28 protein-coding genes and 1 tRNA gene are annotated in these 24,684 nt (G+C 58.1%); 8 read left to right on the top strand and 21 right to left on the bottom strand.

Annotated features, from left to right (window positions below):
* Positions 1-35: 35 nt before the first annotated feature.
* The 19 genes from CAI21_RS13400 to CAI21_RS13315 form a co-directional block, all read right to left on the bottom strand.
* Positions 36-410: a gamma-glutamylcyclotransferase family protein gene (locus CAI21_RS13400; protein WP_116302743.1), complete on the bottom strand. Its 375-nt coding sequence runs from the start codon at positions 408-410 to the stop codon at positions 36-38.
* Positions 411-544: 134 nt separating this feature from the next.
* Positions 545-632: transfer RNA gene (locus CAI21_RS13395), tRNA-Ser, on the bottom strand.
* A gap of 70 nt (positions 633-702) precedes the next feature.
* Positions 703-1,752 (bottom strand): quinone-dependent dihydroorotate dehydrogenase, encoded by a 1,050-nt coding sequence (locus tag CAI21_RS13390; protein WP_116302742.1) that lies wholly within the window; start codon positions 1,750-1,752, stop codon positions 703-705.
* 108 nt (positions 1,753-1,860) lie between these two features.
* The gene (locus CAI21_RS13385; RefSeq protein ID WP_116302741.1) at positions 1,861-2,259 is read right to left on the bottom strand and encodes a pilus assembly protein MshP; all 399 of its coding nucleotides are present in this window, start codon (positions 2,257-2,259) and stop codon (positions 1,861-1,863) included.
* Positions 2,256-2,768 carry a hypothetical protein gene (locus CAI21_RS13380; protein ID WP_116302740.1) on the bottom strand — a complete coding sequence of 171 codons (513 nt, stop codon included), beginning with the start codon at positions 2,766-2,768 and terminating at the stop codon, positions 2,256-2,258. Before CAI21_RS13380 ends, CAI21_RS13385 begins: the two co-directional genes overlap by 4 nt.
* Positions 2,765-3,142: a PulJ/GspJ family protein gene (locus CAI21_RS13375; protein ID WP_181919421.1), complete on the bottom strand. Its 378-nt coding sequence runs from the start codon at positions 3,140-3,142 to the stop codon at positions 2,765-2,767. Before CAI21_RS13375 ends, CAI21_RS13380 begins: the two co-directional genes overlap by 4 nt.
* Position 3,143: 1 nt before the next feature.
* Positions 3,144-3,602, bottom strand: coding sequence for a type IV pilus modification PilV family protein (locus CAI21_RS13370; protein ID WP_116302738.1), 459 nt, complete (start codon positions 3,600-3,602; stop codon positions 3,144-3,146).
* 108 nt (positions 3,603-3,710) lie between these two features.
* Positions 3,711-4,079: a prepilin-type N-terminal cleavage/methylation domain-containing protein gene (locus CAI21_RS25665; protein ID WP_116302737.1), complete on the bottom strand. Its 369-nt coding sequence runs from the start codon at positions 4,077-4,079 to the stop codon at positions 3,711-3,713.
* 100 nt (positions 4,080-4,179) lie between these two features.
* Positions 4,180-4,665 (bottom strand): type II secretion system protein, encoded by a 486-nt coding sequence (locus CAI21_RS25660; protein WP_116302736.1) that lies wholly within the window; start codon positions 4,663-4,665, stop codon positions 4,180-4,182.
* A 166-nt stretch (positions 4,666-4,831) separates the two neighbouring features.
* On the bottom strand, positions 4,832-5,344 hold the full coding sequence (locus CAI21_RS13355) for a hypothetical protein (protein WP_147305110.1): 513 nt from the start codon (positions 5,342-5,344) through the stop codon (positions 4,832-4,834).
* Between the two features lie 53 nt (positions 5,345-5,397).
* Positions 5,398-6,165 carry a type II secretion system F family protein gene (locus CAI21_RS24940; protein ID WP_258868953.1) on the bottom strand — a complete coding sequence of 256 codons (768 nt, stop codon included), beginning with the start codon at positions 6,163-6,165 and terminating at the stop codon, positions 5,398-5,400.
* Entirely contained in the window at positions 6,120-6,620 is a 501-nt protein-coding gene (locus CAI21_RS24935) for a type II secretion system F family protein (protein ID WP_258868952.1), read from the bottom strand. Before CAI21_RS24935 ends, CAI21_RS24940 begins: the two co-directional genes overlap by 46 nt.
* The gene (locus CAI21_RS13345; protein WP_116302734.1) at positions 6,613-8,355 is read right to left on the bottom strand and encodes a GspE/PulE family protein; all 1,743 of its coding nucleotides are present in this window, start codon (positions 8,353-8,355) and stop codon (positions 6,613-6,615) included. Before CAI21_RS13345 ends, CAI21_RS24935 begins: the two co-directional genes overlap by 8 nt.
* A gap of 53 nt (positions 8,356-8,408) precedes the next feature.
* A complete protein-coding gene (locus CAI21_RS13340) occupies positions 8,409-9,131 on the bottom strand; it encodes a tetratricopeptide repeat protein (RefSeq protein WP_116302733.1) in 723 nt (240 codons plus the stop codon).
* A gap of 9 nt (positions 9,132-9,140) precedes the next feature.
* Entirely contained in the window at positions 9,141-10,802 is a 1,662-nt protein-coding gene (gene mshL / locus CAI21_RS13335) for a pilus (MSHA type) biogenesis protein MshL (protein ID WP_116302732.1), read from the bottom strand.
* A gap of 11 nt (positions 10,803-10,813) precedes the next feature.
* Positions 10,814-11,161 carry a hypothetical protein gene (locus tag CAI21_RS13330; protein ID WP_116302731.1) on the bottom strand — a complete coding sequence of 116 codons (348 nt, stop codon included), beginning with the start codon at positions 11,159-11,161 and terminating at the stop codon, positions 10,814-10,816.
* A complete protein-coding gene (locus tag CAI21_RS13325; RefSeq protein WP_116302730.1) occupies positions 11,154-11,795 on the bottom strand; it encodes a type II secretion system protein GspM in 642 nt (213 codons plus the stop codon). The genes CAI21_RS13330 and CAI21_RS13325 overlap by 8 nt, the downstream gene beginning before the upstream one ends.
* Positions 11,792-12,385 (bottom strand): PilN domain-containing protein, encoded by a 594-nt coding sequence (locus tag CAI21_RS23215; protein WP_181919420.1) that lies wholly within the window; start codon positions 12,383-12,385, stop codon positions 11,792-11,794. The genes CAI21_RS13325 and CAI21_RS23215 overlap by 4 nt, the downstream gene beginning before the upstream one ends.
* On the bottom strand, positions 12,382-13,323 hold the full coding sequence (locus CAI21_RS13315; protein WP_116302729.1) for a type IV pilus biogenesis protein PilM: 942 nt from the start codon (positions 13,321-13,323) through the stop codon (positions 12,382-12,384). The genes CAI21_RS23215 and CAI21_RS13315 overlap by 4 nt, the downstream gene beginning before the upstream one ends.
* A 342-nt stretch (positions 13,324-13,665) precedes the next feature.
* On the opposite strand from CAI21_RS13315, the gene CAI21_RS13310 reads away from it, so the two are divergent.
* From CAI21_RS13310 to CAI21_RS23950, 6 genes are all read left to right on the top strand, one after another.
* Positions 13,666-14,067, top strand: a complete 402-nt coding sequence (locus tag CAI21_RS13310) for a DUF6231 family protein (protein WP_116302728.1) — start codon at positions 13,666-13,668, stop codon at positions 14,065-14,067.
* A complete protein-coding gene (locus tag CAI21_RS25995) occupies positions 14,034-14,117 on the top strand; it encodes a DUF6231 family protein (RefSeq protein ID WP_404840873.1) in 84 nt (27 codons plus the stop codon). The genes CAI21_RS13310 and CAI21_RS25995 overlap by 34 nt, the downstream gene beginning before the upstream one ends.
* Positions 14,118-14,437: 320 nt before the next feature.
* Positions 14,438-16,090: a nitrite/sulfite reductase gene (locus CAI21_RS13305; RefSeq protein ID WP_116302727.1), complete on the top strand. Its 1,653-nt coding sequence runs from the start codon at positions 14,438-14,440 to the stop codon at positions 16,088-16,090.
* Positions 16,083-16,577 (top strand): DUF934 domain-containing protein, encoded by a 495-nt coding sequence (locus CAI21_RS13300; RefSeq protein WP_116302726.1) that lies wholly within the window; start codon positions 16,083-16,085, stop codon positions 16,575-16,577. The genes CAI21_RS13305 and CAI21_RS13300 overlap by 8 nt, the downstream gene beginning before the upstream one ends.
* 136 nt (positions 16,578-16,713) lie before the next feature.
* Positions 16,714-17,352, top strand: a complete 639-nt coding sequence (locus tag CAI21_RS23955; protein WP_220348234.1) for an NAD(P)/FAD-dependent oxidoreductase — start codon at positions 16,714-16,716, stop codon at positions 17,350-17,352.
* Entirely contained in the window at positions 17,235-18,020 is a 786-nt protein-coding gene (locus CAI21_RS23950) for an NAD(P)/FAD-dependent oxidoreductase (RefSeq protein WP_309544704.1), read from the top strand. Before CAI21_RS23955 ends, CAI21_RS23950 begins: the two co-directional genes overlap by 118 nt.
* A 73-nt stretch (positions 18,021-18,093) precedes the next feature.
* On the opposite strand, the gene CAI21_RS23945 is transcribed toward CAI21_RS23950, so the two are convergent.
* Entirely contained in the window at positions 18,094-18,537 is a 444-nt protein-coding gene (locus CAI21_RS23945) for an alpha/beta hydrolase (protein WP_220348219.1), read from the bottom strand.
* On the bottom strand, positions 18,495-18,923 hold the full coding sequence (locus CAI21_RS23940) for an alpha/beta hydrolase (RefSeq protein WP_220348217.1): 429 nt from the start codon (positions 18,921-18,923) through the stop codon (positions 18,495-18,497). The genes CAI21_RS23945 and CAI21_RS23940 overlap by 43 nt, the downstream gene beginning before the upstream one ends.
* A gap of 919 nt (positions 18,924-19,842) precedes the next feature.
* Here CAI21_RS23940 and pepN point away from each other — a divergent pair.
* Complete coding sequence (gene pepN / locus CAI21_RS13285; protein WP_116302725.1) at positions 19,843-22,482, top strand: aminopeptidase N; 2,640 nt, start codon at positions 19,843-19,845, stop codon at positions 22,480-22,482.
* A gap of 28 nt (positions 22,483-22,510) precedes the next feature.
* Entirely contained in the window at positions 22,511-24,640 is a 2,130-nt protein-coding gene (locus CAI21_RS13280; RefSeq protein ID WP_181919419.1) for a carboxy terminal-processing peptidase, read from the top strand.
* The last annotated feature ends 44 nt before the right edge of the window (positions 24,641-24,684 follow it).

Below are 24,684 nucleotides of genomic sequence, written 5' to 3'. Positions count from 1 at the left end.
GTGCGGAAGTGATAAAGCCCAGGAAGGATGGGGCTTTAGGATACTTGGTTATGTTGGCAGGCCAGCCAATCGCCCTGCCGTATCCTCGGGTACCGGCTACCGTCTCGGCAGCGGTATAGATACAACCAAGCGTGGCCGTGGTCGGTGGGGATACGCGTCCGTGTATAGAGAACAGGGTAGTCTTCTAGGCGATCCAAGCGTTTCAGCATTAACGCGTTAATTCGATACAACTCGCCGACAATCGCATCGGTGCCCGGTCGCACCACCCCCGGATAGGGTCCAAGATCCAGCATCTGGAACTTAGGCTCGGTTCGGTGATACCCCAACCACTCAGCGCCATCCAACCAATGATGGTTAGTCCCGCCCCGGCGTAAGGTGCCATATACAAAAACCAGATCTAATCCCGCCATAGTACACTATCGTAGCAAAATCGTCCGCCTGCACCGAGCCGCTTATCCCTTCGACGGCCTCTGCCCCGCGCATTTCCCGCAAGGGCCCACCAGCAATAAAAAGGCGGCCCAGCGGGCAGCCCTTTTTATTTGCCTGGCGGAGAGCGAGGGATTCGAACCCCCGAGGGCTTACGCCCTAACGGTTTTCAAGACCGCCGCCTTCAACCACTCGGCCAGCTCTCCGGAGAGAGGCATATTGTGTAGAGACGCCGCTTGTTTTACAAGCTTTAGAATGGAAAAAGCAGCCGAGCCGTCAATACGGCCCCAAAACAGCCGGGCGCTCGTCGTCTTCCAGCTTCAAAGCCCGCCCAATCTCGCCGATCAGCCTCGGGCCACGGTAAATAAAGCCGGTATAGACCTGAACTAGCGAAGCCCCGGCCTTAGATTTTCGCACCGCATCCCGGCCGCTATGAATCCCGCCAATCCCGATAATCGGAATCGCGCCGCGTAGATGGCGGTTCAGTTGCCGTAGCACCTCGGTGGAGGCATCGAACATCGGGCGCCCGCTTAAGCCGCCTGCTTCCTCCGCACACCGCGTTCCTTCAACGCCGACACGACTCAAGGTGGTATTGGTTGCCGCTACGCCATCGATGTTATGCTCCAGCAATTTAGCGGCGAAGACGGCGATCTGTTCTGCATCAAGGTCGGGCGCGATCTTGACGACTAATGGAACATGCCGTTCGTATTGCAGTGCCAACTGCCGCTGCTCAAGCTTTAGCGTCGCCAATAATTCGTCCAAAGCATCGCCATGTTGCAAATCTCGCAGGCCGGGCGTATTCGGCGAGGAGATGTTCACAACGACGTAATCGGCAAACGGATAGACCTTGCGCAAGCACAGCAGATAATCCTCCGTTGCCCGCTCAACCGGCGTGTCGAAGTTCTTACCGATGTTAATCCCCAACACGCCGCGATAACCGGCTGTACGAACACGGGACACCAGGTGATCGACACCCTTGTTGTTAAAACCCATGCGGTTAACCAGCGCCCTTTGCTCCGGGCAGCGAAACAATCGAGGCTTAGGGTTTCCGCTCTGCGGCCGCGGCGTAACAGTGCCGACTTCGATAAACCCAAACCCCAAGCTTCCCAACGCCCGTAAATGATCGGCGTTCTTATCCAACCCCGCCGCCAAGCCGACCGGATTAGGAAACTCGATGCCCATCACGCGCTTAGGCAACATTGGCGGCGGCGATCCGAACAAACGACCGATGCCCAGCCGATAAGTCGCATCCAACGAGTTCAAGGCGATCGAGTGAGACAGTTCGGGTTCCAAGCGAAACAGTAAATGGCGCAGCAACGAATACACGGATTCCCTCGCATTCCAGCAATGCTTATTGACGCGGCAACATGTTGTACCAAGCCGTCCGGCTTGTCGAGCCGGACGGCTCGCGCACAAGCGGCTATCTCGTTCATTCTAATCTTGCGGTAAGACAAGCTCGCCACTCAGGGCACGGGATACATACCCGGGCTCACCCGGCGCCACCTGCTGCGGAACGGCGGTAGCGGTAAATCGCAGGTGACGCCGCGGATACGGCGCTTCATGCACGCGCTCCCTGCACACGACCGTTACCGAAAACGCTTCGACGGAAAAGCTCGTCTCGTCCGCGCAAGCGCCCTGCGCGCCACGCGCCGCAGCCCACTCCATACCGGCCTGCGCGGCATAATAAGCGCGGGCGCTTTGGTCGGCTAAAACGCTCGTACCGCTTTGTAGCAGTACCGTTTGCAGCATAAGGGCGGCCAGCAACGATAACACCACCACCACAAACAGGGTGCTGACCAGCCCGAATCCCGTTTGCCGAGCAGATAATTTCACGGCTGGTTATCCATCGCCACTTGCCTGATCAAGCGCACGTCGCCGACCTCCTCCCGCGCGAGATTCAAGCGTAGCGTAACAAGCGCCGTTCGATACGCTACCCCGGGACGATAATCGAATTGGCAGTCCTGTACGTTTCTGGCTAATACCGCTGCCTCGTGCTCTGCCATAAGCTGCGCCAAATCGGGCTGCTCGGCGCGCACAGGATAGGGACCGAAACGCAACAACGTTTCTTGTTCGAGGTCGCAAACATAACTCACCGCTCCCTCTACCAAATACATTCTTTGCTGCGGCGAGGACTGGCTGAAACGGTAGGCATGACTTAGCCGTATAGCCTGCTCTTCTGTGCTCGCATCGCATGCGCTTAGTACAACGCCCGGCGGCGTTATACGCCCGTCGCCTTCGCTCGGCGCGCTAGCCGCCAGCGGTGCAACGGCGTCTGCGTAAATTTGTAAGCCAGTGCTATAAATGGCGATTTGGTAGTCGGGAAATTCGGTTTCGGTCGTCAATTCGTATAAGCACCCGAAGCCATTGAACGCATCGTCGCGACGACCGAAATCAAGCCAATCCTCGGTATGAGTAAAATCGCCCCCGGCGCCGATCTATACCCGGCGACGCCCACAATACTGATAAACTCCACTCGCTGTCGGTCGGCAACACGAACGCTGTTCGGCAGAGCACGCCGGATCTCACGTACCATACGCTGTTGGGCGGTGGCTGCCTCGTCGGTCAGAACCGCCCGCCATCCCGTTTTAACGGAAGCGGTTATAGGCTGTACAATCGCATTCGCAGCCAGCCCGGCGAGGATACCGCCGATAACGATAACCAGCACCAACTCCACCAGCGTATAACCAGCCGCTTTGCTGGCCGCGATCGGTCGCATATTAATAATCGGCTCTGTAGCCATAGAAACGAGTACGGTAGTCGCCGTTTGCAACTTCTACGATCACTCGCGCCGCCGGCACGGTTGCGCCTGCCGGCCCTAACGGGAGGCAACCCTCGACCCTTACCTCGACTCGATAGGCCGCAAGCTCTACGATGGGCTCTCCATACATATCCGTCGGCGCTTCGGATAGCCCGTTATAATCCATAACGTGGCGAAATCGATCCCGCTCCGTATAGCCGGAGGACGTACACGCGGCCGCCTCCCGCCGAAGAATCTCTTCCAGATAGGACTCGGCAATTGCCTGTGCCTGAGTTTGAATCATAGGATCGACGCTGCCCCGATTTAGTCGACCAAACGCCAACAGAATGCTGCTCAAGGCAATGCTGACAATCACAATCGAGACGATCAACTCGATCAGCGTGGCACCGCGTTGGCGGCGTTCTCGTCTATTCGACATAGACGACCCCCGTCTCCGCCGTAAGCCGTAGCGTACGAGAGCCTATCTGCACTTCCCCACCGGCTGTCGGACGACCGCCTGCATCGAAATAAACATCGAGGCTACCTGCTAACTCGACCCTATCCGGTAGCGGTAGCAGAAAGGGTTCCCCGCTCGCACCGGCCGGGACACGGAGCCGGCTTCGGCGCAGTGGCTTTGCTCGCCCCAATCCAGAGCATAAGCCAGCCCATCCGCGTTAACCCGCACGCGAACCTCGCAGCGCGTCGCCAGCGCAAGCTTTTGCCCGTAACGTACCGCGGCTGCGGTTTCCTCGATTAAGCTCGCTTCCCGAAACGGCTGTAGATTGAAGAAACGCGGTGCTGCGACCGCTGCAAGAATGCTCAGCAATAGAAGAACAAGCACCAGCTCGACCAACGTAAACCCATGAGGGCACCGCCGCCCGCTAATGGCCCGAGTGGCACTAATTTGAGCGCGCATAAAATAGGAAGGGGAAAATGCAAGCCCGGCTAGTGCGCCTTCACGCTTAACGTTGCCTATGCAGCGTGAAGGCGTATCAGCCGACCTCGCCGGTTAACCCTTACTGCCAGTCGACGGTAACATTACCGTTGGTCGCATTGTAGGCGATAACGTGTTCGGCAGAACCCTTCTGGTAAGTATAGGTACAGCTAGCGCCGTCGATATCGGCGACATAAACCACATCCCCGCCAGCGCTGGTAGCGGTAAGCGGCGCATTCTGCAGAACCTGGTTCCAAACGTTTTCGCAATGCTCCGCCGTCGTCGGCGCACTCCCCTGATTACCGGACGGCCAGCCGCTCGCCGTATTAACATAAACTTCAACGTCGTCGGCCATCACGCTGTCGCCTTCCTGACCGCCGGCATACCAAGCCGCACGAGTCAACTGGACACCGGAGCCCAAAGCACCCGCCGTTCCCTCCACCGCAGCCCGGTGGGCGCCTTCGGACATATCGAAAAAGCGCGGTAGAGCGACCGCCGCGAGAATCCCCAAGATTACAATGACGATAACCAACTCGACCAACGTAAAGCCGGCGCTAGACTTTCGCATTTTTCCCCCTCGTGAAGGTAATGGTTAGTACAGTTAGAATTGGCGGGAAAAGTTCGACGCTCTCCCCTACCGGTCTTACCGGTCGCCGCTCACTCCCTCACGACCCACTGCGTCCTGGCGTTTGTAAAACTAGTAGCATTTAATCATATGCTGTACTTTCAAAACACTACTCCGTCACAGCTTCCGGTCGGCATGCCTGCTCGCCCGCCCGACGCCAGCTATAGCGCCCTTGCGGCAGCAAGTTTAGCGCCCGCGGAAGGTCCGGATTACTGTCTTGCCGATACGTGACGACAATTCGATAGCTTGGCCGCGCGGGCCAGGCGCCATCGGCTCGACACAGATCCCGCTGACGGCGGGGCCGGTAAGTAATCGTTTGCCGCTCCGGGTCATATGCCCAGGTTCCCGGCGCGAACGCCGCCTCCCGAGGAAACTCGCCGCTATAGCGGGGCATGGCCTCTCCGAATTGGCGCTGCCAAAGCTTGGCGGGATTATCCCCATCCAAACGCCCGACACCCGACCAACCTTCCCGATACAGAGTGCTTGCCAACTCTAAACGCAGCAGGGTCTGCATCTCGGCCAACTGGCGTTCGTAAGCAATCCGCTCCGCCTCCAAGCGCACATCGTCGAACCTCGGCACCATAACGGCCAGCAGGCTCGCCAGTAAGAGCACAAGGGCCACAAACCGTAGTGCCGGCAGGCTCAGCCTGACACGCCCGCCCCCTACCACGAAACTCAGCCGCCTCTCGCTGCGCTAGCCAAGTCCCACATCGGCAGGAATACCCCTAACGCGAGGACGAGCACCATTCCCCCGATAGCGCCGATCAAAACCGGTTCGATATACGTGTTGAGTCGCTTCAGATCGTGCTCTACTTCGCGTTCATAGAACTCGGCGACCTGCTCAAGCATATCGTCGACCTGCCCCGTCTCCTCGCCAACCGAGAGCATCTGCACGACAAGCGGCGTAAACATTCCCGTCCCTTGCGCCGTCCGCGTCAGCGTTTCCCCGCGCTCGACGCCACTGCGCATACCGAGGATATGCGCTTCCACATAGCGATTATCGACTGCCCGCGCGACCAGCGTCAGCGCTTGCAAAAGCGGCACGCCCGAGCGTAAAGCCATGGCCGCCGAACGCGCGAAACGGCCCAGCGTGGCACGACGAATGAGGCTGCCGGCAATCGGCAAGCGTAGTTTTAAACGGTCCCAACGGTAAGCCCCGGCCTCGGTGCGCAAATAACACGCTCCGCCGACGCCGCCTAAGGCGAGCAGCGCCGCAAGTAATAAGCCATAGTCGACCATGAAACCCGATACCGCTAGCAGCACTCGGGTCGGGAGCGGAAGGTCGACGTTAAAACCGCTAAATACGCTACTAAAGGCTGGAATCACGAAGATATTAATCACCACCATCGCGACCGCGATGGCGAACAAAACCAACAACGGATAACGTAAAGCGGTCTTCACTTGCTGGCGATTGTCCTGGTCCAACTCCAAGTGCCGCGCCATCTGCAAAAAGCCTCGTCCAGACGCCCGGCGTTTTCTCCCACTTGGACGATGCTGACGTAAAGATTGGGAAACACTTCCGGATGTTGACGTAAAGCTTCGGCCAACGGCCGCCCGGACTCCAGGCTGTCGCCTACAGCGGCAAGGACTCGCTGTAGGCGTGGGTTACGCGACGTCTCGGCCAAGCCGTTAATCGCCCGCATGATCGGCACTCCGGCCCGGGTCAGCGTGTACATCTGGCGACTCAGCATGATTAAATCGTCGGTTCCGACCCGCGGTTCGAGCAGACCGCTTCGCTGCGCCCGTTTGGGTAAGTTGCCGCCCCGGTGTGCGATCTCGATAGGCGTTATACCAAGCGCCAGCAGCCGTTCGGCCACGGCTTCTGCCGACGCGCCTTCCAATTCGCCTTTGATGGCATCGCCCTGCGTGTTACGAGCCGTATACCGGAATCTAGCCACCTTCGTCTCCGGTCTCGATCGGCAACGCCAAGAAAGACTCATCGATCGCGCCCGCCACTCGGAACACCTCGGCTAATGTGGTAACACCGGCTTTCGCATAATCCAGCGCCGCATGTGTCAGCGGCCGATAACCGGCACTGGCCGCTGCCGCCCGGGCGAACTCGGCTTGGTCGGCACGTCGCAAGGCATCTGCCATAGCCGCATCGACCTCAAGCAGCTCATAAACGCCGACACGTCCGCGATAACCGCTATTGTTGCAATGCGTACACCCCTTGCCGGCAAACAGACAAAGCTCCGCCGCCTCGTCTGCGCCGAGCACCGCCACCAGCCAACTCCGTTCTTGCGCTGACGGCGAATAGTCGGCGCAACAACTCTGGCAAATGCGCCGCATCAGTCGCTGCGCGACGATCCCGCGCAACGAAGCGGCCAACAGATGGCTCTCCGCCCCCATGTCGATCAGACGTATCGCGGTCGTAACCGCATCGTTGGTATGCAGCGTCGACAGCACCAAGTGGCCGGTAACGGCCGCTCGCAACCCGATTTCCGCCGTTTCTTGATCGCGCATCTCGCCGACCATCACGACATCCGGATCCTGACGCAAGGCCGCCCGCAACACGCGGGCGAAAGTCAATCCAATACGCTCGTGAACTTGTACCTGGTTTACCCGTGGCAGGCGGTATTCGACGGGATCTTCGACCGTAATCACTTTTTGCTCGACCTGGTTTAAACGGTTTAACGCCGCGTACAGGGTCGTACTTTTACCGCTGCCGGTCGGGCCGGTAACCAACACCATGCCGTGCGGATAAGCAATCAAGCGCTCGAATCGCCGGCGCACCTCGTCCGGCATTCCCAGCTGGGTAAGGTCGAGGATACCGGCCGCCTGATCCAACAAGCGCATCACCACCGACTCGCCGTGCTGGATCGGCATGGTGGATACCCGCACATCGATGGAGCGGCCCTTAACTTTGATGTTAAAACGCCCGTCTTGCGGCAGCCGTTTCTCCGAGATGTTCAACCCCGCCATCAACTTCAAACGCAGCACTAACGCGGGCGCGATACGCTTTTCCTTCATGACATGTTCTTGCAAAACCCCATCGACCCGCTGCCGCACGCGCAGGACGTTTTCGTCGGGTTCGATGTGGATATCCGAGGCCTGGACTTGTACCGCGTCCTCAAACAAAGTCTGTAACAACTTAACGACAGGGGCGTTGGCGCTCTCGGTGTCGGCGGCAAGCTGGGCCAGATCGAAATCGTCCTCACCGATTTCTTCGTCCAATTCTTCGGCGAGATTGTTAATCTCCTTGGTACGCCGGTAAATACGGTCGATACTCGCCAGCAAGTCCGCTTCCCGAACGACCGCCTCGCGGACTGGCTTGGGTAGAATGCGTGTTAACTCATCGAAAGCGAAAATATCCGTCGGATCGGCCATCCCGACCAGAAATTCGGCCTCGGTTTCCTTCAGTATCAGGGTGCGAAACCGTCGCGCATGCGTTTCCGGCAAGCGTCGAGCCGTAGCCGGATCGAGCTGAAAGGTCTTAAGATCGATAAACGGAATCGCCAACTGCCGCGACAGGAAGTCGAGCAACGCGTCCTCGGACAGGTAACCGAGATCGATCAGCGTCTTACCCAGCTTACGTCCGCTTCGCTTCTGTTCGGCCAACGCCGCTTTCAATTGCTGCTCGGTAATCACCCGATGCTGAATTAAGAGGTCGCCGATCCGTATTTTCTTTTGCATACTGTCAACCGCATCCGTAACTCGGCAGAAAACGCGTAAAGCGCCGGCGTTTCCTAAAGACTATTCAGCCGCTGCTCGGCAAAGCGCCTTAACTCGGTATTAAGCCTGCCATCCGCGACAACTCGCCGGTAAGCCTGTTCGGCCTTCTCGACATGACCGGCCCCTTCCGCCGCTAAGGCAAGCCCAAGCCACCAAGGTCCGTGGTCCGGCTCGCTGATCGTCAATGCCCGGTAGGCACTCAGCGCCTGCGCATAGCGCCCCTCGCGCTGATATGCGGCGGCAAGCAAGGCGCGATATTCGCCGTCGCTCAAATCGCTTGGCGGTGCGGTTTCGAGTAAGCGAATCGCACCCGCGGCATTGCCCGCCTCTAGCAGGAAACGGGCATGCCATAGGGCATAACGGCTATGCTCCGGCCAGCGCTCGCTGGCCAGCCGCAGCTCATCCAGCACCCACTCGCGCTCGCCCGCTTCAATTAATAAGGCAATCAAATACTCGCGCGCCGGATGGTATTCCGGCGCTTCGGCAAGCAGCATCTGTAATCGTTCGACCCCGGCCGCCGGGCGCCCCGCGGCAATGCTTGCCTGGGCGCGTACCAGCTCTCGATGCAAGGTATACCGACCAACGGCCTCCGGACTCGGATTTGTGCGCTGAAAGCCCTGGATTGCGCCGGCAAAAGCGGCTTGCCAGCATAAACCCGCCAGGACAGCCGCAAGCAATAACAAAGGCATCGCCCGCCGCCGCTGCCGATCGTTCAGAACGTCATTAACCAAACTCACAACGGCCTGTTATCGATGATGCTGAAGGCTTCGCAGGCGCTGCCTATGCTCGCTGCGCAGCTGATCCCAGGTGTCGTCTTCGACGACCATCGGCCGTAGCAGAATCACCAATTCGCTTTTCACCGTGCTTTGCGAACTATGTCGGAACAAACCGCCGATGAGCGGCAACTGACCAAGCAGCGGCGTACTCGCCCGCCGCTCGATCTCGCGCGTCTGCATCAGACCACCGATAACCACCATTTGCCCGCTTCGCGCGCGGACGATGCTGTCGGATTCGCGGATGGTACTAAAGGCCAGAGGCAGACTCTGCGTTCTGTCGCCGACGGTGATCTCCTTGGTCTGATCCTGCACTTCGCTAACCGACGGATGAACGTGCAAGGTGACGAAGCCGTCGCGCCCAATTTGGGGCGTAACATTCAGTGCAATTCCCGAGAAAAAAGGTGTCAGGGTAATATCCGAGCCTATCGCTGCGCCCGACCCTACTAGCGTCGTATCGCTGGCGATGTCGGTTACGAAGAATTCGTCGCTACCGACTTTGATAACGGCCTTTTGATTATTGACCGTCGACACCCGCGGGCTCGACAGAACCTGGACTTCGCCTTGGGTTTCCAGCAACTCTATGAACGCTCCGAAATCCCGCAAGCCCACCGCCACACCGAAGACACCGCCGAAGGTGCTGGTACCGACGTCTCCCAATAACGAGCGCGAGCCGCTGGAGCGATCGAAGCCGGCCTCTCCGTTGCCCGGATTAAGATTGCCGCCGCCGGTCTGACTGATCTGAATACGGTCGTTGCGCCCGGCAGTCATCAAGCCCGACCAATTGATACCTGCTTGATGGCCTTCGCTCAGCACCACTTCTAGAATTTGCGCCTCCAGCACTACCTGCCGCTGAAGATTACCCTGGCTCGCTTCGATGTACTCTTCCACCTGGCGCAAGGTGCCCGGGCGCCCACGCGCTACCACAATGCCCGCTTGCGGACTGACCACGATAGAAGCGTCCGGATCTCCTTTGGCCAGCACCTGCAAAGACACTCGCAATTCGCTCCAATAGTCCGAAGCCGACTCGGTCTCGATCCGGGTTCCGGCGCCGGATTGCCGCACCGAGTTGCGCTCCTGCTCCCGTCCCGTTCCGCCTTGGTCGCTGACTTGGCCGCCACTAATACGGGTTTCGGAACGGCCGGAACGTTTCACGTTCAAGTAATCGACATGGAAAATGCGTGTTTGCGCTTCGCTCGGCAGCACCAGATAGCCAATGTCGTTGCGGCGATACTCGTAACCGTACACCTCTCTAACGATCGCCATCGTTTCCGCCACCGTCACACCGCGTAAAGTGAGCGAAACCTCCCCCTCGACGGAGGGATGCACCACCATGTTATACGGCGTACCGTCGACCAACCCCATGAAAAACTCCCGCGCAGGCACGTCGCTAACCGCAATATCGAAGCGAGGCGATACCTCCCTCGCCTGGAGGGGCGTATTGAGTTGGGCTGGCAACAGCGCTTCGTGCACGACAGCGGGCACCTCTGCCTGTTCGGGCTGCTGTCGTGCCGCCGCCTCGGGCAGCGTCTGACTCGACGCCGAGTCGGAAACGTGCGGCGGCGCCTCCGTCGTCGCACAGCCGGCAACCATGCTCCCGGCAACGAGGCTAATCAGCGCTGATTTCAGCTTCATTCTCTCTTTACTCACTGATCGTGCGAGTCCGTCACGGCTCGCTTTTGTATTTCCACGCCCAGCAAAGAAAGCTGCACTTGGTGACCGCCGTGGCGGATGCGAACGGTGCGGGTACCGATAGCAAGCACCTCCACACCTTCCACTCGATCACCCTCCCGCACCCACTGGTCGTTAATACGCGCCAAGCGACGTTCGCTCCCATGAATAATCGAGGTCAGGCGCAACGCCGGAGCGGTGTCGCTCGCGCGCTCCGGCGCTTGCCCATGCAGGTGTGCCGGCGGCTGCGTAGGATCGGCCCAGTCCGCTGACGCCGCACTCCCCAGCAACAGCAAACCCATTACCGCCAATCGTTTAAACACCGAGCCACTCCTCATGTCCGCTAAGGGTACCGATGCGAAGCCGAACAACGGCCTCCGGATGCTGTTCCAGGCGGTAATCCAACTCTTCCCAGAAGAAACTCCAAGGTAAGGACTCGAGCGCTTCCAAGTACCGTAATGTGCTCCGGTAATCGCCCCGAAACTCCAGCACCAAACCGTGCCGATAAACCGGCGCATACCCGCCAACCGTGGCAAGCGGTTCCGCGCCGGTGCTCTCCAGCCGCAGTAAGGTCAACCCAGGCTGGGCATGCAGCACATCTCGCAGCACACCGGACATCTCCCGCGGCGTAACAAATCCGCCCGCCCGCGCTTGCAGGTCCGCCTCGACGTCTGCCAGACGCCGTTGCACGTTAATCAGCTCCCGCTGCAAGGCCTCATGCGGATCGTCGGCAACAGACTGCCGCAGCCGGGCCAACTTGCTTTCCAAGGCCGACAAATCCTTCGTCAAGCGCTCCATCTCGATGTGACGCGCTTCGCTCCGTGCTTCGTAAGGCGTAAAGAAAACAATGACCCATACCCCCAGCAGCAAGGTTACTAAGGCAAGCCCTACCAGCAGGCGCTCCCGGGTCGATAGCTGCTCGATACGTTGTTCTAATGCCTGCCAACTTCGCTTCATCGCTCGCCCCGTGTCTGCAAGCTGAAATCGACCTGCCTGGCGTTTTCCATACGCTCAATACGCAGATGGCGAAAATCGCGCCCCTGAAACGCCGACTGCTGCCCTAGCGCATCGACGAATCGGGGCACCAGCGCCGGATCGGTCGCACTTCCCTCGAAACGCAACTCGCCTCGACGCGTTATACGAATCTCTCGCAGCCAGACGCCTTCGACCCGGCCTTGCGCAAGACCGCTGAGCACATCGGCAAAACCTTGTCCTTGCGCCCCCTCCAAAGGATCGAAGCTGTGTAGAAAGCGACGTTTAGCGGCCAACTCGGCTTCTAAACGATCTAGCTCGATCTGAACGGCGGAATCAGCCCTCCGTTCTTCGAGTTGCCGTTGCAACGCAACCGCCTCACCGCTCCGGTCGGCATGCTCGACGCGCATACCTGCAAGCTCGCGTAGCTCGCGTTGCTCGCCCCACCAAAAAAGCGAGGATGCCAACGCCAACCCCAGCACCAACAGGCCGCTGCCCCACGCAAGGCTGTGAGCCGATAACCAAACACCGTGTCGCTGCCGCTGCGGTTGGAACAGATTGATCTGCTGCCTCATACCGCCTCTCCTTTCCCTCTTAAAGCGGCACCGACAGCCAATAATGCGTAAGCTTGCGCTACCTGGTCGCAGGGCTCCTCAAGATCGATAATTTGCTCGCAATCCAACCCATAGGTGGGCACCCCCACCTGTGTATTGAGGTAATCGAGAAGCGGTTCGCGCTCGCCGAGCATGGGCGCGAATAAAATGCGGGAAGGCGGTACCGAGGTAAGCTGGCTTTCGTAGTAATCCAGCGAACGCTGTATCTCCAGCAGCAAGGTTTCTCGAATCGCCGCAGGGCCGTCCAGCAGTTGCTGGACGCCAAAATCCAGCCCACGGGCCAAGAACAAGGTCTCGCCCCGGCTGATCGTGATCAGGCCGCTACTTTCGCGCAACGTCACCAAAGCCACGCCCCCGCCCTGCTCCGGCACTTCCGCTGCCAGATTTCGCAGTACTAATTCCGGAATATCGATCGCTCGCAGTTGCAGACCGCTTGCTTGAACCGTATCGATGGTCGCCTCAAGCACCGGCCTATGCGCCGATACCGCAAACAGCCTACTGTTATTTGCCTGGCCTCGCGCAGCCGGAACCTCGAAAGTATCGACAACCGCCTCGTCAACCGGGTAATCGATCAACTCCTTCAACCGCCACCGCACGGCGCTGCGCATTTCCTCCGCCGCTACCGACGGTGCTTCGACTTGGTTTAGCTGATAATGGGATACCGGCGGCACACAAACGCATGAGCCTCCGGTCAAACCGTAACGCTCGACCTGGGCAGTCAACGCATCGCGCCAACCCTCAGCGCCGGTCACCGTTTGGTAAGACAGCAAATCGAACCGACTTAGCCGGCCATCCCGTCGGAGACGCGCAAGCGCAACGCCTCGTTCGTCCAACGAGACACCAAGCAAACCGTCCGCCCGCTGTCGATTTCGCAGACGTGCAAACAGAGCAACCACCACATTGATCGCATTATTTCGTGAATGTTAAGAAACCACTAAACGACTAATCAGTAATTTCTTAACTATTTATAATAATAGGAGGGGGTAATCTTCCTGACGCCACGTCGCGATCCGTGCCGCTCCTTAATTATTTGCTAATGAAAGCCATGCTATCCGCCTTTACATAAGCTGGCAACATAGCGTGTCATATAGCTTTCCGCCGAACCGTGACGGATTCGTAGTTACTCATCAGCACTATAGTGGCCGCTCATCTTTCGGTTTGCCGGAAAAGCGATTGGCCACTCTTTAATACGAGATTACCTGAATGGATACCCCCCCGACTATCGCCACGTTGCCCTTGAGTTGCTGAAGGACGTCGCACCGACTTCGTTACTCGCTGTAGGCGAACGCGCGCAACAACTGGCTGCCGTTTATCGGGCAGAGCATCCCCACTGCCGGCTCGAAGCACTCGCCCCCGACACAGCGACTGATGCCATTGCAGACCTGGGCCAGTACGATCTCGCCCTGCTCGATGGCCTGTTCGAAGACGCGACTCGGTCGGACATTTCGCGTCTGATTGCCGGCCTGCGCGACATTTACGCACGCCAGATTCTCGCCGTTCTACCGGTTGCACAAGAAAATTGGCATCATCGCGACATGATCGGCCTCGGCTTCAGCGGTATCTGCGCTGCACGGGGCCGACCGGGCCGGTGGAGCTATTTCAGTTCGATATCGCAACGTATAAAACCACGCCCGATTGGCTGAACAGTAGAAACTGGGCTCATCCTGAACTATTCGACAAATTCCGATGGTAGACTACGCACCCCAGTGGTATCCGGCCTCGAAGTCGGCAAGACTTTCGCCGGACACCGCTCGCGGTCGCTCTCCTCCAGATGTCGGTACGGCGCCTAGCCAAGCGCAAGCAAGGAAATCGACCGCTGGCGCTTCGCCAACAGCGCCTTCTTATAACGCATTGCGATGTTGATATGCCGAAACATTACTTTTGCGCATATAGGGAAATTGCTACGGTTTGCGCCAAACCCCGTAAAATCGGCTGAACGGGGAGACAGCACATTTTTCGCAGGCTGATGGAATAACCACCTGTTTACTGCGACGATCTGAGGACGCAGAGGCAATGTATATATACGATCAGTATGACCAGGCGTTGGTCGACCAGCGCGTGGCTCAGTTCCGTGACCAAACCCGGCGCTTTCTGGCCGGCGAGCTAAGCGAGGAAGAATTCCGTCCGCTTAGGCTGATGAACGGACTGTACATTCAACGGTGGGCACCCATGCTACGGGTATCCATTCCCTACGGTCTGCTGTCAAGCGAACAACTACGCCGGTTGGCGCGGATCGCTCGCACCTACGATAAGGGTTACGGTCACTTCACGACCCGACAGAACATCCAGTACAACTGGCCGGCGCTGGAAAAAGTGCCGGACATACTGGCCGAGCTGGCAGAAGTGCAGATGCACGCCATCCAAACCAGCGGGAACTGCATTCGCAACATCTCCTCCGACCACTTAGCCGGCGTTGCCGACGACGAGATCGAAGACCCTCGCCCCTACTGCGAGATCATTCGTCAATGGGCAACCCTGCACCCGGAGTTCTCCTATTTGCCGCGCAAGTTCAAAATTGCGGTGAGCGGTTCCCAGAAGGACCGTGCGGCCACTCAGGTGCACGATATCGGCTTGCAGCTGGTGCGTAACGAGCAAGGCGAAGTCGGTTTCGAAGTGCTGGTCGGCGGCGGGCTCGGCCGTACCCCGATTATCGGCGCGGTCATCCGCAAATTCCTGCCGAAACGGCATCTGCTCTCGTACTTAGAAGCGATTCTTCGCGTCTACAACCTGTATGGCCGGCGCGATAACCTTTACAAATCGCGTATTAAAATCCTGGTCAAATCGCTCGGCCCGGAGATCTTTGCCAAGCAGGTCGAACAAGAGTGGGAGTATTTACGCGACGACGCTGCTCTCACATTGGAAAACGCCGACATCGAGCGGATGCAACAGTTCTTTACGCTGCCCGATTACGATGCTAACGCGGCCGACGACACGCGCCACGAGCAGCAACGAGAAGAAGACCCTAACTTCGCTCGCTGGTTGGCTCACAACGTGCTTCCTCACAAACAGCGCGGCTATCGAGCAGTGTTCGTATCCCTCAAGGCGCCCGGCCGTGCTCCCGGCGACATGACGGACGAGCAAATGGAGGCCGTCGCCGAGCTTGCCGATCGCTTCAGCTTCGGCGAAGCGCGCGTCAGTCACACGCAGAACTTGGTTCTCGCCGACGTCCGACAAGCAGACCTCTACGAATTATGGCAGGCGCTGAAGGCCCAAGGGCTGGCAACGCCGAATATCGGCACAGTGACCGATATGATTTGCTGCCCCGGGCTTGATTTCTGTAGTCTTGCTAACGCCGGCTCGATCGGTATTGCCGAGCAAATCAACGAGAAGTTCGACGATCTCGACTACCTCTACGATCTCGGCCCGGTACGGATCAACATGTCGGGCTGCATGAACGCCTGCGGACACCATCATGTCGCCCACATCGGTATTCTAGGGGTCGACAAGAAAGGCGTAGAGTACTACCAGATCACCCTTGGCGGCACCAGCGGCAACGACGCGGCGCTTGGCGACCGGGTAGGCCCTGCGGTGGGCAAGGACGAGGTTGCGGACATAATCGGCCGCATTCTCAAAGTCTATGCCGAGCACCGCGAAGAAGGCGAGCCCTTCCTCGACACCTACCGGCGGATCGGTCTGACGCCGTTTAAGGAGCGAATCTATGCGTAAGATCATCAAAGACGGCGCGATCGTCGAGGATAGCTGGATTCACGTTGCTGACGACGCCGCCCTACCTGCAGAAGGCGACATCATCGTCTCTTGGACTCGCTGGCAGCAAGAGCCGGATACCCTGCTTAAGCGCAACGGTCGTCTCGGCGTACAGGCCACGGGCGATGTCGCGCCGGAAGACCTCGCCGCAGACCGCGACAAATTCTCGCTGATTGCCTTGGAGTTTCCCGCATTCAAGGATGGCCGCTGCTATTCGCATGCGCGATTGCTACGCGACCGCTACGGCTATCGAGGCGAATTGCGCGCGGTAGGCGACGTATTGCGCGATCAGCTGTTTTACATGCATCGCGTCGGTTTCAATGCGTTCGAGGTACGCGAGGACCGCGACCCCGAGCAGGCTTTGCAGGCACTGAAAGACTTCGACGTTATCTATCAGGCCGCTGCCGACGTCCACGAGCCGGTCTGGCGCCGTCGCCGCTCCGCCTGAGAACTCAAGCAAACACACCTTTCCCTTGCAAAACCGGCACGCCCCAAAGGCGTGCCGGTTTTTCATGCGCTTAGTGCCCGAACTGTGAGGAGTAACACTCACGTTACCAAGCTTTTGGAAAAGCAAGGCGCTAGACATGAGCATACAACATCGAATCGTCATCGTCGGCGGGGGCGCCGGCGGGCTGGAGCTAGCGAGTTTGTTAGGTCGTCGACTAGGCCGCCGCGACGAGGCAGTAATTACCCTCATCGATGCCTCGCTGGTCCATGTGTGGAAACCGCTTTATCATGAGGTAGCCGCCGGAACCCTGGACTCTCAGGCAGATGCGGTTAACTTCCTAGCTCAGGCCCACCGCTGCCATTTTCACTTCCAGTACGGCCGTCTATGCGGCCTGGACCGCAACCGCAAGCAGGTCAAGCTCGCCCCCATTAAGGCCGAAGACGGCACCGACATTGTGCCGGCCCGCAGTATCGACTACGACACCCTGGTAATCGCTATCGGCAGCGTCAGCAACCACTTCGGCACGCCGGGAGCGGCCGAGCATTGCTTTCACTTGGACGAGCTTGAGGAAGCTGATGCCTTTCACCACCGACTTATGCAACTTATGCTCCGAGCGCAAGCTGACCGGATACGGTCGAGCAATTATCCGTCGCTATCATCGGCGCGGGGGCAACCGGCGTCGAGCTGGCTGCCGAGCTTAGAGGTGCCGCGGAGCGCGCCGTCCACTATGGGCTCGACCATATCGACCCCGAGCGCGATCTCCAACTCACCCTGATCGAAGGTGCACAACGCGTTCTACCGCCTTTACCCGAAGAGCTCGCGGCAAAGACTGCCCGACAGCTCAGGAAAATGAACGTCGAGATCGTCACCGGCGAATTGGTTACCGAGGTAACGGAGGAAGGGGTAACCACCAAAAGCGGCCGTTTCATCCCGGCTGCCATCAAAGTTTGGTCAGCCGGCATTAAAGCCCCAACGGTGCTCAAAGAACTGGGCGATTTACAAACGAATCGGAGCAATCAGCTACTCACTCGCCAAACGCTGCAGACGACCCTCGACGATAATGTCTTTGCTCTGGGAGATTGTGCAGCCTGCCCGCAAGCCGGCACCGATCGGATTGTTCCGCCCAGAGCCCAAGCGGCCTCGCAACAAGCACGCTTTCTGGTGAAAGCTATCGAACGCCGCCTTAACGACAAACCGCTGCCTAGCTTCGTATACCGAGACCGAGGCTCGCTGATCTCGCTCGACACCGAACAGCAGGCGGTAGGACAATTAATGGGCAAGGCAATCAAAGGGCTGATGATAGAAGGGTTTATCGCTCGCTGGGCGTATGCCTTACTGTACAAGCGCCATCTCATGGCGCTGCATGGCGGTTTTAAAACGGGAATCATGACGCTCGGGAACTGGTTGACCCGCCCCGTCAAAGGGCGCCTTAAACTACACTAGTAAACCCTAGCGGCCCAAATCTACCCAGACGGACCACCCTTGCGAGGGCGGTCCGCCCCTCCCTCCGCTGCCGCTATGCTTGCAACCAGCGGAGGATACGGTCGGCAACCGCTTGCCAGTTGGTCTCCAGCATCATACCGTGCGCCATACGGGGGAACATTTCCATCTCGGCTTGATAAGCCCTCGCCGTCGTCTCCACCATGGCCGGCGAGAAGAGAATGTCGTCTTCCGCCCCCAGAACCAACATCCGCGGCGGTTTAATACGCCATTGCTGGGGCAAATTCGCGACTGTCATATCCCATAATGCACGATGGGACTCAGCTTGGAAGCGACTCGCATAGCGCTGTACTTCCTCCTCGGGAACATCCTCCGAGAAAACGGCCCGTCGCGTCATCTTGAAATCGTCCGGAAAACCACCGCCACCATGCAGGAAGGACATGCGTACTAGCATATACGGGTCCGTCGCCAACATTCTCAGCGCGGAACCGCACAGGCCGGTCGGCGGTACGGAAGCCATGAGCACTGCGCCTGCAGCTTGATGGCGCTCAAGATACTTTGCACGACCATGCCGCCCATGGAATGCCCGACCAGAATCGGCGGCGAATCGAAACGCTCAACGACACTTGCGACATCTTGCACATAATCGGAGATTCCCGCCGAATGCAGCGACTCATGCCCTGCGCTTTCCCCATGGCCACGCAAGCTTAGCGCATAAGCATGATAGCCGCGGCGGGCGAAATACGGCAGAAAGTGGGCATCCCAACACCACGCACCAGCATATGCGCCGTGCACGAATAGCAAGGGCGTATCGCTAACGGGCCTCTCGGGGTGATGCTCTAGCACCTCCAACTGAGAACCATCCAACGCGGGGCCAAGCCCCATATAACTGAACAAGCTGAACATAAGCGTCATCCATTTCGTCGTGGCCTTACGAACCAAACCAAGGCCAACACCTGCAACGAGGTCAAAACCGCGAACCTGCAGCGTTCTCCTTTCGCGTCATATGTTCACGTGTACGGGGCCTGCGAGAGGCAAAACGCCGCACTTAACCCACTGCAGTAGAAAAGTCGTGAAGAACCCCCCACAGGTTCAACGCTGCATTTACTCTTCCCGCAAGATACATGGGAAAAGCCTGCGAAAATACGTCATACGTCATAGTTCTCGTGCCGCCCACGTATCAAGCCCAGCACTGCGCCATGACCTAACCGGCAGGCACGACACCTCGTCGTACCATTGCGAATTGCGCGCCCCCAAGGATGTAATAAGCTAAATTAAGCGGACGTTAACGGCCGAACGGAGCATGGACAAAAGCCCACCTAATGCGAACGGCAAGCCCGCCCGCCGCATAACGCGCGGCCTCGCCAAAATCGCAGTATTAGCAGTGCTACCTAGGGCGCCGCAAACTGGAAAAGCCCATGGATAGACTTTTTCAGTAACCTGTTAGGGCTTGCAGTACTCGCATAATATTGCTGGACTATGTACTGGGCATAGAAATCGCTACGATCATACTACCGATTTAAATAGATATAAGGAAACGACGGCGACCCTGCTGACGATGGGGCACAGCCTATAGGCATATTTGGCACAGGAACGAGCTATTAGCCGACATCTACTATTTTTTCGAGCCCATTAGGAACTACCGGAGCTTGGCGTTACGCTAAAAACAACCCATTTCCATTAGCGGGTTGTTGATCGTGCGCCGTGCCGTATACCGCGGCCGCAGTCTTAAGCGCTTACTCACATAGTACGCCCTGCAACGCTTGGCGTATCCGGCTGGCCGACGGCATTAAGGCAATCAACCGACTTAACGTTGAAGGGTACTATGACCGAACAACACGCGACTCCAGTTCACCGACACGAGTACCAGGTGCCGCCATACCGGGTCGATTCGCTCGAACTCGAGTTTTCCCTCGACGAGGAAGAAACCCTTGTTAAATCTCGGCTTCACATCTGCCGAAACGACGGTATAAACCCGCACGAACCCTTGCACTTGTTCGGCGAAAGCATGGAATTGCTGGAACTAAGCCTGGATGGGAAAGCCCTGCGGCTAGGCGATTACTTGCTTAAGTCGGATGGTTTATCAATCGCTCTGGTTCCTGCCCAGTTCACGCTGGAAATCACCACCCGCCTGCAACCTCAATTGAATACCCAATTAGAAGGTTTATACAAATCGGGCGGCATGTTTTGTACCCAATGTGAAGCCGAAGGCTTCCGGCGAATCACGTATTTTCCGGATCGCCCGGACGTGATGAGCCGCTATACGACCACCGTCATCGCCGACAAGGCGCGCTATCCCGTGCTGCTCTCTAATGGTAACCCGGTAGAACGCGGCGACTACGACGACGGCCGCCACTGGGTACGCTGGGAGGACCCTTTTCCCAAACCGTCTTATCTCTTTGCGCTGGTTGCCGGCGATCTCGCCTGTCGGCGCGACACCTACGTCACGACCTCCGGCCGCGAGGTAACGCTAGAGATCTATACCGAACACGAGAACATCGACAAGACGGCGCATGCCATGGCGTCGCTGAAACGCTCCATGCGGTGGGACGAAGAAGCCTACGGACTGGAGTACGACCTCGATATCTACATGATCGTTGCCGTCGGCGACTTCAATATGGGAGCCATGGAAAACAAAGGGCTCAATATTTTCAATACGCAGTACGTTCTAGCCTCCCCCGATACGGCCACCGATACGGATTTCGAAAATGTCGAAGCCGTGATCGGACACGAGTACTTCCATAACTGGACCGGCAATCGCGTAACCTGCCGAGACTGGTTCCAGTTGAGCCTAAAAGAGGGGCTGACGGTCTTTCGGGAACAGCAATTCAGCGCTGCCATGGGCTCGGCGGCAGTCAAACGCATCAACGACGTGCGCATCCTGCGGAACCACCAGTTCCCTGAGGACGCCGGCCCTATGGCGCACCCGGTGCGCCCGGACAGCTACATAGAAATTAACAACTTCTATACGGCGACGGTTTACAACAAAGGCGCAGAAGTTATTCGGATGTACCACACCCTGCTCGGCGAAGCAGGCTTCCGGCGCGGGGTCGATTTATACTTTCAACGCCACGACGGCCAAGCGGTGACATGCGACGACTTCCTCGCCGCCATGGCCGACGCTAACAACGTCGATCTGTCGCAGTTCTCGCTTTGGTATAGCCAAGCCGGCACGCCGAAACTTCGCGTGCGCGATGAGTACGACCCGGCAACGCAAACCTATACTCTGCACGTTAGCCAAAGCTGTCCGCCGACGCCGGGCCAGAGCGAGAAAAAGCCCTTTCATTTGCCGCTAACCGTCGGCTTGGTGGATACCGACGGCAAGGACCTGCCGTTGCAACTGGACGGCGAAAGTCATGCTTTGGATACGGCGCACCGCGTTTTAGAAATCCGGGAGGCAGAGCAAAGCTTCCGCTTCGTCAACATTCCCAAGCGCCCTCGGCCATCGTTATTGCGTGGATTTTCCGCGCCAGTCGAGTTGGACTACCCCTATACTGCGGAAGATCTCGCTTTCTTATTCGCCCACGACAGCGATCCGTTCAACCGTTGGGAGGCCGGCCAACGTTTGATGTCGGACCTGTTATTGGAATGGACGGCTAAGGGTATCGGCAAACTCCCACAGCCTTTGCTAAAAGCGATCCAAGAAACCCTCGCGCACAAGGCGCTGGACGCTGCCTTCATCGCCGAAGCTATAACACCGCCTACCGAGGCCTATCTCGCCGAGCAAATGCAAACGATTGATCCACTCGGCATCCATGCAAGCCGGGAAGCGCTACGCCAACAACTCGCGCAAGGGCTTGCCAAGCAATGGCTAAGCCTTTATCAAGAACTCGCTAGCGACAATACCGCTTACCGCCCCGATGGGGACGGTGCCGGCAAACGGCGACTTAAGAATGTCGCGCTTGGCTACCTGAGCTGTCTGCATAGCGAGTCCGAGCAAACCCGTTGTCTGGAACAATTCCGACAGGCGACGAATATGACCGATCAACTTGCAGCTTTAGCGCTTCTGGCCGACACTGAAGGTGAAGTGGCAGATGTCGCGTTACGCGAATTCTACGAGCGCTGGCAGCGCGAACCGCTAGTTGTGGACAAGTGGTTCCGAGTGCAAGCCATGTCGAAACGCTCCGATGCCCTCGATAGAGTGGTAGCGCTCATCGAACATCCGGCCTTTGAACTGCGAAACCCCAACAAGGTTCGCGCATTGATCGGTGCATTCTGTCAAGCTAATCCGGCACGTTTCCATGCGCCGGACGGTCAAGGCTACCGATTCTTAGCCGACAATATTATAGCCTTGGATGGCATTAACCCGCAGATTGCAGCGCGCTTGGCTGCCCCGTTGAGCCGCTGGCGAAGGTACGACTCGAAACGGCAGGAACAAATGAAATTGGAATTGGAACGGATCTTAAAGACACAGAAGCTGTCCAACGACGTACATGAGATCGTTTCCAAGAGCCTCGCCAATTGAGGCGTTCCAACTCACAAGAAGCGAGATAATGATGAAGTGGATGCGTAACCGCTATCGCGGCTTAATCATGCTCAGCCTACTTGTGCTGCTGACTCCACTAGCAGGCCATGTGCAATCTGCTAGCGATGACGCAGCCAACGGCAAGGTTGGTACGCCACTGGCGCCCGAACCGATTCATATCCAGAAAGCGCGGCTGGTGAGCGATTTATTATCGCAACATCACTATCGCACCCAGATCATCGACGACAAGCTATCGCAAACGGTGTTTGACGCTTATCTCGATGCGCTGGACCGCGATCGGTACTACTTCCTAGCCGAAGACATCGAGGACTTAAGCCGATATCGCAATCGCCTCGATAGTAGCTTTCGGCGAGGCGAGCTTACGGCCGCGTACCAAATCTTTAATCGTTACCAAAAGCGGGTGAAGGAACGCGTTAGCGTTGCCAAAGCCATACTCAACGATGGTCTAGAGGGCTTTGCCGACGACGATCGTATTGAGTTGGACCGTTCCGAAGCCAAGTGGGCCAAAACGAGCGAAGAGCTTGACGAATTGTGGCGTAAGCGCGTTCAACATGACGCACTGACATTACGCCTGGCCGACCAAGAATGGGATAGGGTCAAAGAGATCCTAACGGCTCGCTATGAGCGGCTAGCGCGGGCCGCGAACGAGCACAGCCCGGAAGACGTTTTCGAAATCTACATGAACGCCTGGGCCAATACCTTTGACCCGCATACCGCCTACATGTCGCCTCGTCTATCCGAGAACTTCGACATTCACATGCGGCTGTCTCTCGAGGGCATCGGTGCGGTGCTACGTAGCGAACACGACATGACCGAAGTCGTCGAGTTAGTACCGGGCGGGCCTGCAGCCGAAAACGGCCGGATACAGCCGGGCGACCGGATTCTGGCCGTCGGCCAAGGCAAAGACGGCGAGCTGGAAGACGTAGTCGGCTGGCGGTTACAAGATGTCGTTGATTTGATTCGCGGCCCGAAAGAATCGGTTGTACGAATCCAGGTTCTACCGTCCTCCGGCGATACCACGCCGCGGGTGGTCGAGCTTGTACGTAACGAAGTCAAACTCGAGGCGCAGGCAGCCCAATCTAAGGTTCTGGAAACCGGTACCGGCGACGATAAGCAACGTATCGGCGTCATTAAGCTACCGACCTTCTACATGGACTTCCAGGCGGCCGACGCCGGCGACCGCAACTACCGGAGTACGACCCGCGACGTGCGCCGTTTAATCGCCGAGCTGGAAGAAGACGGCGGCATTGACGGGCTAGTCATCGATCTGCGCGGAAATGGCGGCGGTTCGTTACGCGAAGCGACCGAGCTGACCGGGCTGTTTTTGCCAGGTGCCCCGGTCGTACAGGTGCGCCGTAGCTCCGGAGACGTCGAAATCCTACGCGATAGCAGCTCCGAAGCCGTTTATGACGGCCCTCTTGCCGTTATGGTCGACCGTTTTAGCGCTTCCGCCTCCGAGATCTTCGCCGCTGCGATCCAAGACCACGGCCGCGGCATCATCGTTGGCCAGCAAACGTTCGGCAAAGGCACCGTGCAAAACCTGGTCGATTTAGACCACTTCGGCCTGCGCTCGAGGGATCCTGCCGGCCGCCTTAAGCTGACTATTGCCAAGTTCTACCGCGTCAGCGGCGGCAGCACGCAGCAGCGAGGGGTAGTTCCCGACATTACCTTACCGAGCCCGGTTAGCCCGGACGAGTTCGGCGAGGACGCCGTTGGTAATGCCCTCCCCTGGGGGGAAATCCGCGCCGTCTCTTTCCGCCGCGAACGCGCCCTGGATACGCTACTCCCCGCACTGCGCGAACGGCATGAATCGCGTAGCGCCGAAGATAAAGCCTTCCAAGCGCTATTGGACGAGTACGCCTATCTACGCAGTCTACAAAGAGTCGATAGCGCCCCGTTAACGGAGAAGGCGCGACGTGCCGAGCGCGATAGACTACAAGCCGAACGGCTGGAGTACATAAACCGCCGTCGGGAGATATACGGGCTGGAGAAACTTGACTCGATTGAGCACGATCTGCTCGACAAAATGCCGGACACGCTGCTGGAAACCGCAGCAACGATCGTGGCGGATCTCCGCGACTTGGCGTCGCTACCCGCTGCCGACATCGAGAAAACGTTACAAGCGCGGGGAGAATAAAAAATAGCCGCCGAGAGACATACTGCGCTCTCGGCGGCTATTTT

The sequence above is a fragment of the Alkalilimnicola ehrlichii genome, from assembly GCF_003399765.1.
In the GTDB taxonomy this organism is placed as follows: domain Bacteria; phylum Pseudomonadota; class Gammaproteobacteria; order Nitrococcales; family AK92; genus AK92.
This window is presented reverse-complemented; position numbering and strand designations above follow the sequence as displayed.

Excerpts from the sequence above, each read along its gene's own strand:
- CAI21_RS13345 (WP_116302734.1), bottom strand. The coding sequence starts at position 8,355 with ATGCAAAAGAAAATACGGATCGGCGACCTCTTAATTCAGCATCGGGTG.
- mshL (WP_116302732.1), bottom strand. The coding sequence starts at position 10,802 with ATGAAGCTGAAATCAGCGCTGATTAGCCTCGTTGCCGGGAGCATGGTT.
- CAI21_RS13375 (WP_181919421.1), bottom strand. The coding sequence starts at position 3,142 with ATGCGACCGATCGCGGCCAGCAAAGCGGCTGGTTATACGCTGGTGGAG.
- CAI21_RS23945 (WP_220348219.1), bottom strand. The coding sequence starts at position 18,537 with ATGGCTTCCGTACCGCCGACCGGCCTGTGCGGTTCCGCGCTGAGAATG.
- CAI21_RS13280 (WP_181919419.1), top strand. The coding sequence starts at position 22,511 with ATGATGAAGTGGATGCGTAACCGCTATCGCGGCTTAATCATGCTCAGC.
- CAI21_RS25660 (WP_116302736.1), bottom strand. The coding sequence starts at position 4,665 with ATGCGAAAGTCTAGCGCCGGCTTTACGTTGGTCGAGTTGGTTATCGTC.
- CAI21_RS13305 (WP_116302727.1), top strand. The coding sequence starts at position 14,438 with ATGTATATATACGATCAGTATGACCAGGCGTTGGTCGACCAGCGCGTG.
- CAI21_RS25665 (WP_116302737.1), bottom strand. The coding sequence starts at position 4,079 with ATGCGCGCTCAAATTAGTGCCACTCGGGCCATTAGCGGGCGGCGGTGC.
- CAI21_RS13400 (WP_116302743.1), bottom strand. The coding sequence starts at position 410 with ATGGCGGGATTAGATCTGGTTTTTGTATATGGCACCTTACGCCGGGGC.
- CAI21_RS13300 (WP_116302726.1), top strand. The coding sequence starts at position 16,083 with ATGCGTAAGATCATCAAAGACGGCGCGATCGTCGAGGATAGCTGGATT.
- CAI21_RS13370 (WP_116302738.1), bottom strand. The coding sequence starts at position 3,602 with ATGTCGAATAGACGAGAACGCCGCCAACGCGGTGCCACGCTGATCGAG.
- CAI21_RS23955 (WP_220348234.1), top strand. The coding sequence starts at position 16,714 with ATGAGCATACAACATCGAATCGTCATCGTCGGCGGGGGCGCCGGCGGG.
- CAI21_RS23940 (WP_220348217.1), bottom strand. The coding sequence starts at position 18,923 with ATGTTCAGCTTGTTCAGTTATATGGGGCTTGGCCCCGCGTTGGATGGT.
- CAI21_RS24940 (WP_258868953.1), bottom strand. The coding sequence starts at position 6,165 with ATGGCGCGGCACTTGGAGTTGGACCAGGACAATCGCCAGCAAGTGAAG.
- CAI21_RS23215 (WP_181919420.1), bottom strand. The coding sequence starts at position 12,385 with ATGAGGCAGCAGATCAATCTGTTCCAACCGCAGCGGCAGCGACACGGT.
- pepN (WP_116302725.1), top strand. The coding sequence starts at position 19,843 with ATGACCGAACAACACGCGACTCCAGTTCACCGACACGAGTACCAGGTG.
- CAI21_RS13325 (WP_116302730.1), bottom strand. The coding sequence starts at position 11,795 with ATGAAGCGAAGTTGGCAGGCATTAGAACAACGTATCGAGCAGCTATCG.